Raw genomic sequence first — 12,487 nt, forward strand, 5'->3', positions numbered from 1 at the left:
ACACCACGACGTGACCTCCGTCGTCACGCCCGCGCTGCGCCTCACCGGCGCCGCCCTGACCGTCGCGATGGCCCTGATCCACCTCTACCTCTGGGGAGACGGCTACCGGGACCTCGCCACCATCGGCGTCCTCTTCCTCCTCAACGGCGTCATCGGCCTCGCCCTCGCCGCCGCCCTGCTCGGCACGCCCCGCCGCTTCCTCGCCGGGGTCGCCGCGGCCACCGCGCTCTTCACGGCGGGCACCCTCGGCGCGCTCGTCCTCAGCCTCACCACGGGCCTCTTCGGCTTCCGCGAGACCGTCGACGCGCGCCTCGTCGTCACCACCCTCGTCGTCGAGACGGCTGGTGTCCTCGTGCTCGCCGCCCTCACCCTGCGGGCCCGGCCCCGGCCGGAGCCCCGGCGCGGCACCCAGGGCCCGTCCTAGACGACCGCCGCCGCCTTCCGCGCCAGCGCGTCCTCGTCCGTCTCCGCGTCGTACGAGAGCAGCCTCGGCAGCGCCAGACACAGCAGGCCCACCGACGCCACGCACGCCACCCCGCCCGACCAGACCGCCGCCCGGGTACCCGTCCAGCCGGCCATCGCGCCCGACCGGACCTGCCCGAGCTGCGGTCCCACGCTGTACGAGAGGACCTCGATGCCCGCCAGCCGCCCGCGCAGCTCCTCCGGGATCGTCTGGTTCCAGATCGTGGACCGGCCGAGCCCGCTCAGCATGTCGCCCGCGCCCGCGAACGCCAGGCACAGCAGCACCAGCCAGATGTTCCCGAACCAGCCCGCCGCCGCGATCGCCAGGCCCCAGCCCGCTGCCCCCGCCACCACCAGCAGCCCGTGCCGCCGCACCCGCGACGTCCAGCCGCTGGTGAGCCCCAGCACCAGCGAGCCCACCGAACCCGCCGCGTACATCAGGCCCAGCGCCCACGGGGCGCCCAGGTCGTCCGCGAGGAACGGGAAGATCGTGTTCGGGAACGCGAAGAACATCGCCGCCAGATCGATCGCGTACGTCCCCAGCAGCACCGGCCGCGACCACGCGTACCGCGCGCCCTCCGCGATCCCGCGCAGCGAGGGCTTGTCCGCGTCCCGCGCGGGCGGCGCCGGCGCCAGCCCCCGGCACAGCAGCACCGACACCGCGCACCCCACCGCCGTCATCCCGTACGCCGCCGCGTGCCCCGCGTACGCCACCACCAGACCCGCCAACGAAGGGCCCGCGATCGAGCCGAGCTGCCAGCGCAGCGAGTTCAGCGCCGCCGCGGCCGTCTGCTGCTCGTGCGGCACCACCCGGGCCAGCATCGAGTCGATCGCCGGGCGCTGGAGCCCCGCCAGCGCCGAGACCCCGGCCGCCACCACGTACAGCGGCCACAGCAGCGGCTCCGGCAGCAGCGCGTTCACCAGCAGGACCACCGCCAGCAGCCCGAACGCCGCCTCCGTCGCCACGATCACCTTGCGCCGGTCCACCGCGTCCGCCAGCGCCCCGCCGTACAGCCCGAACACCACCAGCGGGACCAGCTCCACCGCGCCCATCGCGCCGACCGCCAGCGGCGAGTCCGTCAGCTCCTTGATCTGCAACGGCAGCGCCACCAGCGCCATGAAGCTGACGAAGACGGCGACCAGGCCCTGCCACCACAGGCGCCGGAAATCACGGGACGCGCGCCAGGGCGCCAGATCGGGGAGCAGTCGTTTCACGAGGGGACATGCTCGGCGGGGCGTTCGGCGGGGGCAAGCGAATTAGCCCGGCGTGCCGTTGTTTTCGCGTCACCGCGTCACCGCGTCACCGCGTCACCACGTGCCTCCGTCCGTTGCCGCCGGCCGCTACCACCGTGCCGGTGGCGGTGCCGTCAGCTGGTCCGCCAGCCTCGACAGGCGGTCCTTGAAGCGCAGTCGTCCGCGCGGCGCGGGCGGCAGGCAGTTCTCCCCGGTCGCCGCGCTCACCAGGTGCTGGACCGTGTCCAGATCCACCTCCGCCGCCGCCCCCACCACCAGCGTCTCGTGCGCCAGGCCGCTCAGCTCCGGGTCGCCCGCGTCCAGCGACAGCACCGTCGCCCCCGCCCGCCGCGCGTCGTGCACCCGCTCCAGGAGCGCGTCCGCCGGCCGCGTCGGCGCCACCATCAGCAGCGTCGACCCGCGCCGCGCCGACTCGATCCGGCCGAGCCCCACCGCCAGGTGCGCCGGGTCCCCGGGGCGCACCCGGTGCCGCACCAGCGTCGGCGCCAGCTCCGGGCAGCCCGACCACGCCGACTCGTCCACCAGATGCGCGGCCAGGTGCCACGGCTCGTACTCCTCCGTGCCCACCAGCAGCAGCCCACCGCCGTGCGAGACGACGGACGAGCGCAGCGAACCCGCGAAGCGGCGGGCCGCCGCCGGCCACTCCGTACCGGCGAGCACCTCGCGCAGCAGCGCGACACGTACGGCGTCCATGGCCCCGCATCCTGCGCCCGCCGGGCGCCCCGCCGCCGCCGTTCGCGGAACTCTCACCCGTACGGGGTCCCCCGGTGCGACCGGTCGGTAATGTCGGGGGCATGACTTCCACGCCCACTTCCAGCAGCCCCGCCCCCAAGGACCCCTGGGACCTCCCCGACGTCTCCGGGCTCGTCGTCGGCGTCCTCGGCGGCACCGGCGACCAGGGCCGCGGCCTCGCCTACCGGCTCGCCAAGGCCGGCCAGAAGGTCGTCATCGGCTCCCGCGCGGCCGACCGCGCGACCGCCGCCGCCGACGAGCTCGGCCTGGGCGTCGAGGGCGCCGACAACGCCGAGTGCGCCCGGCGCAGCGACATCGTGATCGTCGCCGTGCCGTGGGACGGGCACGCCAAGACCCTGGAGGCGCTGCGCGAGGAGCTCGCCGGCAAGCTCGTCGTCGACTGCGTCAACCCGCTCGGCTTCGACAAGAAGGGCGCCTACGCCCTCAAGCCCGAGGAGGGCTCCGCCGCCGAGCAGGCCGCCGCGCTGCTGCCGGACTCGCGGGTCACCGCCGCCTTCCACCACCTGTCCGCCGTGCTGCTCCAGGACGCGTCCGTCGACGAGATCGACACCGACGTCATGGTCCTCGGCGAGGTCCGCGCGGACGTCGAGATCGTCCAGGCGCTCGCCGGGCGCATCCCCGGCATGCGCGGCGTCTTCGCCGGGCGGCTGCGCAACGCGCACCAGGTCGAGTCGCTCGTCGCCAACCTCATCTCCGTCAACCGGCGCTACAAGGCGCACGCCGGGCTGCGGGTCACCGACGTCTGAGACGTTCCGGGCATGGGGGACACTGGGACGGCACCACCGTCGTACCGGACAGGAGCCGTACCCCCATGCCCCGCCTCGCTCTCTACGCCCTGGTCGTCTGCGCGCTCGCCGTCGCCGCGGCCGTCGTCTCCTTCGTCCAGGGCAACCTGATCGGCATCGTCTGGGTGCTGCTCGCCGGGCTGTCCTCCAACATGGCCTGGTACTACATCCGGCGGGCCAAGGCCGAGGCGGCCGGTGCCTCCGCCACGGAGGGCTAGGGGCCGGCCCCCTCAGACCGCGCAGACCTCCGGCGTCCCCTCCCAGAAGCGGTACAGCCTCGAACCGCAGGCGCGGGTCAGCTCGGGCACGCCCAGCGCCCGCATCAGCGCGTCCACCCCGTCGAAGAACGCCCCGTTGATCGCCGGCACGAAGAGCAGCGCGATCACCACGAAGAAGCCGTACGGCGCGTACGGCTCGATCAGGCGCTTGAAGCGGTACGAGAGGTAGGGCTCGACCACTCCGTAGCCGTCCAGGCCCGGCACCGGCAGGAAGTTCAGCAGCGCCGCCGTGACCTGGAGGAACGCCAGGAACGCGAGCGCGTACCGGAAGGCGGGCGGGACGCCGTCCAGGGCGTCCAGCCAGAACGGCGCCGTGCACACGACGGCGAAGGCCACGTTGGCCAGCGGGCCCGCCGCGGAGATCAGGCTGTGCTTCCAGCGGCCCCGGACCCGGTTCCGCTCGATGAAGACGGCGCCGCCCGGGAGGCCGATACCGCCCATGATCACGAACAGTACCGGCAGGATGATGCTCAGCACCGCGTGCGTGTACGCGAGCGGGTTCAGCGTCAGGTAGCCCTTCGCCCCGACCGTGATGTCCCCGCCGGCCAGCGCCGTGCGGGCGTGCGCGTACTCGTGGAGGCAGAGCGAGACGATCCACGCCGAGGTCACGAAGAGGAAGACCGCCAGGCCCGGCAGGGCCGCGAAGTCCGTCCACACCGCCCAGCCGGTGACGCCCATCACGGCGAGGATCGCCAGGAAGACGGGGCTGATCCGCCGTTCGTGGTGGCGGTGGGTCGTCGTGCTCATGCGGGGCTCCCCTGGGCGGACGTCGTCTTGTGCCGTGTCGGGAAACGTACCGCGCGGGCCTCACCCGTGGGGGGTGCGGGGGACGGGGCGGGGGTGGGGGTGTTCCGGACTGCGACCTCCACTTCGCTGCGCTCGTTCCGGGCGCCGCCACGTCCGGAACACCCCCACCCCCGCCCCGTCCCCCTCCTCGCCGTCGTCCACGGAGAATGGGCGGGTGCGTTACTTCGTCATCGGCCCGGCGCGGGCCCAGCTGTCAGACGGTACCGACGTCGCCGTCGGCGGGCCCCGGGTGCGGGCCCTGCTGGCCGCCCTCGCGCTGCGGGCGGGGCGTCCCGTGCCCGTGGGCGTGCTCGTCGACGAGGTCTGGGGCGCCGACCCGCCCGCCGACGCCGTCGCCGCCCTCCAGGCGCTGGTGGGGCGGCTGCGGCGGGCGCTGGGGCGGGAGCGGGAGCGGGTGTTGTCGGTCGAGGGCGGGTACCGGCTGGATGCCCGGGGAGATGACGTCGATCTTCTTCGGTTCGAGCGTCTCGTCGGGGAGGGAACGCGGCAGGGGGAGGGCGCCCTTGCCGTTCGGCTGCTCGACGAGGCTCTGGGGCTGTGGCAGGGAGATGCCGTGCCTCTTGCCGATCTCTCGGGGGTCGAGGGGGAGCGGGCGCGGTGGGGTGCTCGGCGGGTCGACGCGTTGCGGGTGCGGTTCGCCCTTGCCCTTGAGGAGGGCGAGAGTGCCTCCGTGTTGCCCGAACTGACCGCTCTGTGTGCCGCGTATCCCCTGGACGAGACCCTTCAGGCGCTGCGGCTGCGGGCCCTGCGCGACGCCGGGCGCTCCGCCGAGGCGCTCGCCGCCTACGAGGGGGTCAGGCGGGAGCTCGTCGAGCGGCTCGGGGTCGATCCCTCCGCCGCGCTTCGGGGGCTCCACGGTGAGTTGCTCTCCGAGGAGGAAAGGGTGGAGGAGGAAGGGGCCAGTTGGGTTCGGGGGAATCTTGTCGCTCGGCTCACCAGTTTTCTCGGGCGTGACCGGGAGCTCGGGGAGATCGCCGGGGAGTTGGGTGCCTTTCGGCTGGTGACCTTGTTCGGGACCGGCGGGGTCGGCAAGACCCGGCTTTCGCAGGAGGTCGGCGACCGGGTCGGGCGGTCCTGGAGCGACGGGGTCTGGTTCGTCGAGCTCGCCCCCGTCACCGACCCCGCCGCCGTCGTCGAGACCGTCCTCGGTGCCGTCGGCGCCCGCGAGACCGTGCTGCGCGGCGCGGGCGCGGAGGAGCTGCGGCTCGGCGAGGACACCGTGCGTCCGGTCGGGCGGCTCGTCGAGCACTGCGCGCGGCGGCGGATGCTGTTGGTGCTGGACAACTGTGAGCATGTGGTGGGTGCGGTCGCGGAGTTGGTGGAGGTGTTGCTGGCGCGGTGTCCGGGGGTGACGGTGCTGGCGACGAGTCGGGAGCCGTTGGGGGTGCCGGGGGAGGTGGTGCGTCCGGTGGGGCCGTTGCCGGTGGAGGCGGCGGTGCGGCTGTTCGGCGAGCGGGGCGCGGCGGTGCGGCCGGGGTTCCGGGTGGAGGAGGAGCGGGGGGCCGCGGAGGAGATCGTGCGGCGGCTGGACGGGCTGCCGTTGGCGGTGGAGTTGGCTGCGGCTCGGTTGCGGGTGTTGTCTGCGGGGCAGATCGCGGAGCGGTTGGATGACCGGTTTCGGTTGTTGAGTTCCGGGGCTCGGACCGTGTTGCCCCGGCAGCAGACGTTGCGGGCGGTGGTGGACTGGTCGTGGGAGTTGCTGGACGAGGGCGAGCGGGGGGTGTTGCGGCGGCTGTCCGTTTTCGCCGGTGGGTGTGAGTTGGAGGCCGCCGAGGCCGTGTGTGGGGGTGGGGCGCCGGAGGTGCTGGACGTGCTGGGTGCCTTGGTCGACAAGTCGCTCGTCGTGGCCGTGCCGGGGGAGCGGGGGATGCGGTACCGGCTGCTGGAGACCGTCGCCGAGTACGCCTCCGAGCGGCTGGACGAGGGCGGGGAGCGGGGCGTCGCCGAGCGGCGGCACCTGGAGTACTACCGGGAGCTGGCCCGGGTCACCGACCCCGCGCTGCGGGGCGGGCGGCAGACCGAGGCCCTCGCGCGGTTCGGCGTCGAGTACGGCAACCTCCGTACGGCCCTTGGCCGGGCGGTCGCGGCGGGCGACGAGCACGAGGCGCTCGTCCTCGTCCACTCCCTGCTCTGGTACTGGACCATGCGCGACCTGCGCGCCGACGCCCTGCACTGGTCCGAGGCGGTCGCCGCCCTCGGGCCCGATCCGTTCGGGCCCGGTGCCGCCCCCGTCGTACCGCTGCACGAGGCGGTCACCGCCGTCCCGCCGCCGCTGAGCGAGGAGCAGCTGTGGGAGGCGCGGCGCGGGGTGCGGCTGATCGAGCTGCTCAACATGGACCACGAGACCGGGCGGTGGACCACGCCCGAGGGCCTCGCGCGGCTGCGGGTGATCAACGACCGCTATCCGCCGGGACTGCCGCAGACCTGCCGGCTGCCGGGCTCCTTCAGCGTCTTCGCCGTGCTGCTCATCGCCGAGCCCGGGCGGATGGCCGAGGCGCTGGACGCCCATGTGGCGGCCTGCCGCCGCCACGGCTACGACTGGGAGCTCGGCAACGCCCTCCAGCTGCGGGCCAACATGCTGGCCAACCGGGCCGATCTGGCCGGGCAGGCCGCCGCCGACGCGGAGGAGAGCCTGCGGATCTTCGTCGGGCTCGACGACGCCTGGGGCGCGGCGGAGGCGCTGTCCTCGCGGGCCGAGGCCCGGGAGCGGCGGCTGGAGTTCGAGGGCGCCGCCGAGGACTTCGAGGCCGCCATCGGCTACGCGCGCCGGGTCGGCGCCCAGTCGCAGATGGCGCTGCTGCGGGCCCGCTACGCCGACATGCTGATGGAGACCGGGCGGCAGGAGGAGGCCGAGAAGATCCTCCAGGAGGTCGTCGAGGGCGGGTACGGGCGGGGGCACGAGCCGATGCTCGCGGCCCGGATCTTCCTGGCCATGCTGCTCGGGCGGACCGGCCGGACGGCGGAGGCCCGGGAGCAGTTGCTGGCGCTGCTCGACGCGTTCAGCTCGGAGAGCTTCTCGGTCTTCGAGGGCTTCACGCTCGGCAGCCTGGCGTGGGTGGAGAACCTGGACGGGCGGTACGCCTCGGCGCTCGGCCTGGCGCGGCGGGCGTACGACCGCTCGCTGGGGGCGCTGTCGATCATGGTCGCGCCGCAGATGCCGGCGATCCACCTGGTCACGGCGGCCTGGGCGCTGGCCGGGATCGGCGGTGCCGAGGCCCGGATGGCCGGGATGCTGCTGGGTGCCTACGAGGGGCTGCTGCCGCCGGGGCACCTGCCGCCGCCGATGGAGCGGGAGAACCTGGCGCGGGCGACCGGGCTGGCGCGGGACGCGCTGGGCGCGGCGGCGTTCGAGGCGGCGCACGCCGAGGGCGGCGGCCTCTCCCTGGAGGAGGCCGCCGCCCTGCTCGGACGCGCCGACGCGATCAACGGGCGCGCCGAGTCCTGAGTCCCCCGGGGGTCAGGTCTTCTTGCGGAACTTGGCCACCGCGAGCGGGGCCATGACCAGGGTGAGGCCGGCCGCCCAGGCGAGGGTCATCCACACCGAGTGGGCGACGGGGCCGCCGTTGATCAGGCCGCGGGCGGCGTCGGCGAGGTTGGAGAGCGGGTTGTACTCGGTGAAGCCCTGGAGCCAGCCGGGCATGGTGGTCGGCGGGGCGAAGATCGAGGAACCGAACTGGAGGGGCATCAGCACCAGCATCGCCATCCCTTGGACGGCCTGGGCCGTCTTCATGGTGAGACCGAGCAGGATGAAGATCCACATCAGGGCGGCGCCGAAGACGGCGGACAGGCCGATCGCGGCGAACAGGTGGAGCACCGAGGTGTGGATCTGCAGGCCGAGCAGGAAGCCCATGCCGAGCAGGATCGCGGTGGCGATCAGCATGCGGCCGAGCTCGACGACTATCTTCGCGACGAGGACCGAGGAGCGGGCGATCGGCATGGTCCGGAACCGGTCCATGACGCCCTTCTTGAAGTCGTCGTTGATGCCGGTGCCGACGCCCATCGCGATGTTCATGCCCATCATGGCCATCAGGCCGGGCACCACGTAGTTCACGTACTCCGCGTTGTTGCCCTTGCCGGCGATGGCGCCGCCGAAGACGTACACGAAGAGCAGCACGAAGATGATCGGCATCAGGACGGCGTCGAACATCGACTCCGGGTCCTGCTTGATCTGGAGGGCGTTGCGCCGGACCAGGGCGCCGATGTGGCGCAGGTTGGCCCGCAGGCCGATGCGGCCGTCGGCGGCGCCCGGTGTCCGGGGGGCCGGGTTCGGGGTCTTGACGGGGGACTGGGACAGGGTCGTGGTGCTCACGCGGCGGCCTCCTGGCTGAGCGTGTCGGTGGCGGCGTCGGTGGCGGACGTCTTCTGTCCGGTGATGGCGAGGAACACCTCGTCGAGGCTCGGCAGGTGGGTGCCGATGTGGGCGATGCCGAAGCTGCGGGCGCCGAGCAGGCCAACGACGGCGGTGAGCTGCTCGTCGCTGAGGATCGGCACGTACAGCACGCCCTCGTCGGGCACCACGGTCGCGCCGGCGATCCCGTCGAGGCCGCTCTCGCGCAGCGCCGCCGCCATGGCGGACAGCTCGGCCGGGTCGGCCGGGCGGACCTTGAGGGTGCGGCCCCCGACCCGGGCCTTCAGCTCGTCGACGCCGCCGCGGGCGATGACCCGGCCGCGGTCGATGACGGTCAGCTCGCTGGCGAGCTGCTCGGCCTCCTCCATGTACTGGGTGGTGAGCAGCACGGTGGCGCCCTCGGCGACCATCCGCTGGACCTCGTCCCAGACCTCGTTGCGGGTGCGGGGGTCGAGGCCGGTGGTCGGCTCGTCCAGGTAGAGCACGGCCGGGCGGCCGATCATGGAGGCGGCCAGGTCGAGGCGGCGGCGCATTCCGCCGGAGTAGTTCATCGCGGGGCGCTTGGCGGCCTCGGTGAGCGAGAAGCGCTCCAGGAGCTCGTCGGCGCGGGCGCGGGCGTCCTTGCGGGAGAGGTCGAGCAGCCGCCCGATCATGTACAGGTTCTCCCGGCCGGACAGCTTCTCGTCGACCGAGGCGTACTGGCCGGTGAGGCCGATGGTGCGGCGGAGCTGGCGGGGCTGGCGCACCACGTCGTAGCCGGCGACGACGGCGGTGCCGGCGTCGGGGGCGATGAGGGTGGACAGGCAGCGGACGAGCGTGGTCTTCCCGGCTCCGTTGGGGCCGAGGACCCCGAGGACGGTGCCCTCGCGCACGTCCAGGTCGACCCCGTCGAGGGCCTTCGTCTCGCCGAAGTGCTTCACGAGGCCCCGGACCTCGACGGCGTTGGTGTGTGATCGCGTCATGCCCCCCATGGAACACGCCGCCACCGACAACCCGCCGACAGCCGACCGACAGCCCCGCCTACAGGCGCCGACAGCGGCCGACAGCCCGCCGACGGGGGACGGTCGGCGGGCTGTCGTCTTTACCGGGAGGGTTCGGTGTGCCTAGTGGAAGGTGTGCTCCTCGGCGGGGAACGCCCCGCCGGACACGTCCTCGGCGAAGGCGCGGGCGGCGTCGCCGAGCGTCTCGCGGAGGTTGGCGTACTGCTTGGTGAAGCGCGGCACCTTGCCGCCGGTGAGCCCGGCCATGTCGGTCCAGACGAGGACCTGGGCGTCCGTGCCGGGGCCGGCGCCGATGCCGATGGTCGGGATGTGCAGGGAGCGGGTGACCTCGGCGGCCAGCTCGGCCGGGACGAGCTCCAGGACGACGGCGAAGGCGCCCGCGTCCTGCGCCGCCTTGGCGTCGCCGAGCAGCCGGTGGGCGGCCTCGTCGGAGCGGCCCTGCACCCGGTAGCCCATGGTGTTCACGGACTGGGGGGTGAGGCCCAGGTGGGACATGACGGGGATGCCGGCCTGGACGAGCAGCTCGGTCTGCGCCAGGGAGCGCTCGCCGCCCTCCAGCTTGATCGCGCCGACACCGGCGTCCTTGACCAGGCGGGTCGCGTTGCGCAGGGCCTGGACGGGGCCCTCCTGGTACGAGCCGAAGGGGAGGTCGCCGACGACGAGGGCGCGGGTGGTGCCCCGGACGACGGCGGCGGAGAGCAGGGTCATCTCGTCCATCGTGACGGGCACGGTGGTGTCGTAGCCGAGGTGACAGTTGCCCATCGAGTCGCCGACGAGGATCACCGGGATGCCGGCCTCGTCGAAGACGGACGCGGTCATGGCGTCGTAGGCGGTGAGCATGGGCCACTTCTCGCCGCGGGTCTTGGCGGCGGCGATGTCGTGGACGGTGATGCGGCGGGTGCCCTTCCCCCCGTACAGCGCCTTGCTGCTGTCGGCGGGCGGTTTCTGGGCAGCCTGAAGCGTCATGGTGAACGGCTCCTTTTGTCATCTCGAGGCGCCCTGTGGCGTCCCCGGACCATGTCCATGGTGGCACTTCGCCGGGTGGGCGGGGAAGTGGGGCGGAGTGGCGCTGTTCACACGGCCGCAACGTAAAGACTTCTCCAGCTCTATCGATACGAGACGGTCTCGTATCGAAAAGGGCCTAGGGTGAACGTCATGTCTCAGCCGTCCCCTGAAATCCCCGCGCCCCGCATACCCGAGGCCGTCCACCGCCGCCGCTGGGCGATCCTCGGTGTGCTCATGCTCAGCCTGCTGATCGTCGTCCTCGACAACTCGATCCTGAACGTCGCCGTCAAGACGATCGCCAGCCCCGCCCCCACCGGCATCGGCGCCACCCAGAGCGAGCTGGAGTGGGCGATCAACTCCTACACGCTCGTCTTCGCCGGCCTCCTCTTCACCTCCGGCCTGCTCGGCGACCGGCTCGGCCGCAAGAAGGTGCTGCTCTTCGGCATCACCGTCTTCGGCATCGCCTCCGCCCTCGCCGCGCTCTCCGGCTCCCCGGGCGAGCTCATCGCCTACCGCGCCCTCATGGGCCTCGGCGCCGCCTTCGTCATGCCGGCCACCCTCGCCGTCCTCATGAACGTCTTCGAGCGCGACGAGCAGCCCAAGGCCATCGGCATCTGGGCCGGCAGCGTCGGCCTCGCCATCGCCATCGGCCCCATCACCGGCGGCGTCCTCCTGGAGCACTTCTGGTGGGGCTCGATCTTCCTGGTCAACGTGCCCGTCGTGATCCTCGCGCTGGCCCTCATGGCCTGGCTCGTGCCCGACTCCAAGGACCCGAAGCCCGGCCGCGTCGACCTGCCCGGCGTGCTGCTCTCCGTCCTCGGCCTGGTCCTGCTGGTGTACGGCATCATCCGCGGCGGCGAGCTGGCCAGCGTCACCGACGTCACCGTGCTGCTGCCCACGCTGGGCGGACTCGCGATCCTGGCCGCCTTCGTCCTGTACGAGAAGCGCAGCGACCACCCGGCGCTCGACATCTCCTACTTCCGCAAGCCCGCCTTCTCGGCCGCCGTCGCCGCCATCGCGCTGGTCTTCTTCGCCCTGCTCGGCGTGACCTTCTTCTCCGCCTTCTACCTGCAGAGCGTCCGCGGCTACAGCGCCCTGGAGTCCGGCCTGCTGATCCTGCCGCTGGCCGTCGCCCAGATGCTCTTCTCGCCGCGCGCCCGGCTCGTCGTCGACCGCTTCGGCGCCAAGGCCGTGTGCACCGCCGGCATGCTCGCCGTCGCCGCGGGCCTGGGCGCCTTCGCCTTCTTCGACGCCGGCACCCCGGTCTGGGTCATGGAGCTCGTCTTCTTCGTCCAGGGCGCCGGCATGGCGCACATCATGCCGCCGGTCACCGTCGCCGTGATGCAGGCCCTGCCCCGCGAGAAGGCCGGCTCCGGCTCGGCCATCAACAACACCTTCCGCCAGGTCGGCGGCGCCCTCGGCGTGGCCGTCCTCGGCTCCGTGCTGTCCTCCACCTACCGCGGCGGCATCGAGGACCACCTCGGCGCCGTCCCGCCCGGCCTGCGCGACGCGGCCGGCGAGTCCATCGAGGCCACCCTGGCCGTCGCCGCGAAGCTGGGCCCGGCCGGGCGCGACCTGGTCGCCCCCGCGTACGACGCCTTCCTCGACGCCATGCACGTCACCGCCATCGGCTCCGCCGCCGTCGCCCTCATCGGCGCCGTCGTCGTGGCCCTCTTCCTGCCCGGCCGCACCCCCGCCGCCCCGGCCGGACCCGCCGCCGTTCCCGGCAGCCGCGCGGAGGCGGGAGAATCGGTGACGAGGTAACGAGAGACGGCGGCGGTGGCCCAGGGGCCC

General features: G+C 73.3%; 11 protein-coding genes. 5 read left to right on the forward strand and 6 right to left on the reverse strand.

From position 1 onward, the window contains the following. Positions 1 to 10: 10 nt before the first annotated feature. Positions 11 to 424 carry a hypothetical protein gene (locus tag AB0C99_RS27390; protein WP_362480266.1) on the forward strand — a complete coding sequence of 138 codons (414 nt, stop codon included), beginning with the start codon at positions 11 to 13 and terminating at the stop codon, positions 422 to 424. Here the strand turns inward: AB0C99_RS27390 and AB0C99_RS27395 are convergent. Together AB0C99_RS27395 and AB0C99_RS27400 are read right to left on the reverse strand one after the other, a co-directional pair. Continuing rightward, a complete protein-coding gene (locus tag AB0C99_RS27395; RefSeq protein ID WP_362480269.1) occupies positions 421 to 1,677 on the reverse strand; it encodes an MFS transporter in 1,257 nt (418 codons plus the stop codon). The genes AB0C99_RS27390 and AB0C99_RS27395 overlap by 4 nt on opposite strands. Positions 1,678 to 1,803: 126 nt before the next feature. Next, the gene (locus AB0C99_RS27400) at positions 1,804 to 2,409 is read right to left on the reverse strand and encodes a hypothetical protein (protein WP_362480272.1); all 606 of its coding nucleotides are present in this window, start codon (positions 2,407 to 2,409) and stop codon (positions 1,804 to 1,806) included. Positions 2,410 to 2,510: 101 nt separating this feature from the next. Between AB0C99_RS27400 and npdG the strand changes: the two genes are divergently transcribed. Both npdG and AB0C99_RS27410 read left to right on the forward strand, forming a co-directional pair. Continuing rightward, a complete protein-coding gene (gene npdG, locus AB0C99_RS27405) occupies positions 2,511 to 3,215 on the forward strand; it encodes an NADPH-dependent F420 reductase (RefSeq protein WP_362480275.1) in 705 nt (234 codons plus the stop codon). Between the two features lie 65 nt (positions 3,216 to 3,280). Beyond that, positions 3,281 to 3,472: a hypothetical protein gene (locus tag AB0C99_RS27410; RefSeq protein WP_362480278.1), complete on the forward strand. Its 192-nt coding sequence runs from the start codon at positions 3,281 to 3,283 to the stop codon at positions 3,470 to 3,472. Positions 3,473 to 3,484: 12 nt separating this feature from the next. On the opposite strand, the gene AB0C99_RS27415 is transcribed toward AB0C99_RS27410, so the two are convergent. Next, positions 3,485 to 4,279, reverse strand: a complete 795-nt coding sequence (locus tag AB0C99_RS27415; RefSeq protein WP_362480280.1) for a site-2 protease family protein — start codon at positions 4,277 to 4,279, stop codon at positions 3,485 to 3,487. Positions 4,280 to 4,493: 214 nt separating this feature from the next. Here AB0C99_RS27415 and AB0C99_RS27420 point away from each other — a divergent pair, with 214 nt between their 5' ends. Beyond that, positions 4,494 to 7,784: a BTAD domain-containing putative transcriptional regulator gene (locus AB0C99_RS27420; RefSeq protein WP_362480283.1), complete on the forward strand. Its 3,291-nt coding sequence runs from the start codon at positions 4,494 to 4,496 to the stop codon at positions 7,782 to 7,784. A 12-nt stretch (positions 7,785 to 7,796) separates the two neighbouring features. On the opposite strand, the gene AB0C99_RS27425 is transcribed toward AB0C99_RS27420, so the two are convergent. From AB0C99_RS27425 to panB, 3 genes are all read right to left on the reverse strand, one after another. Continuing rightward, positions 7,797 to 8,648 carry an ABC transporter permease gene (locus AB0C99_RS27425; protein WP_362480286.1) on the reverse strand — a complete coding sequence of 284 codons (852 nt, stop codon included), beginning with the start codon at positions 8,646 to 8,648 and terminating at the stop codon, positions 7,797 to 7,799. Continuing rightward, a complete protein-coding gene (locus AB0C99_RS27430) occupies positions 8,645 to 9,649 on the reverse strand; it encodes an ATP-binding cassette domain-containing protein (RefSeq protein WP_362480289.1) in 1,005 nt (334 codons plus the stop codon). The genes AB0C99_RS27425 and AB0C99_RS27430 overlap by 4 nt, the downstream gene beginning before the upstream one ends. Positions 9,650 to 9,790: 141 nt before the next feature. Further along, positions 9,791 to 10,654, reverse strand: a complete 864-nt coding sequence (gene panB / locus AB0C99_RS27435) for a 3-methyl-2-oxobutanoate hydroxymethyltransferase (RefSeq protein ID WP_362480292.1) — start codon at positions 10,652 to 10,654, stop codon at positions 9,791 to 9,793. A gap of 189 nt (positions 10,655 to 10,843) precedes the next feature. Here panB and AB0C99_RS27440 point away from each other — a divergent pair, with 189 nt between their 5' ends. Continuing rightward, positions 10,844 to 12,457 (forward strand): MFS transporter, encoded by a 1,614-nt coding sequence (locus AB0C99_RS27440; RefSeq protein WP_362480295.1) that lies wholly within the window; start codon positions 10,844 to 10,846, stop codon positions 12,455 to 12,457. The last annotated feature ends 30 nt before the right edge of the window (positions 12,458 to 12,487 follow it).

The sequence above is a fragment of the Streptomyces sp. NPDC048659 genome (assembly GCF_040650575.1).
Lineage (GTDB): Bacteria > Actinomycetota > Actinomycetes > Streptomycetales > Streptomycetaceae > Streptomyces.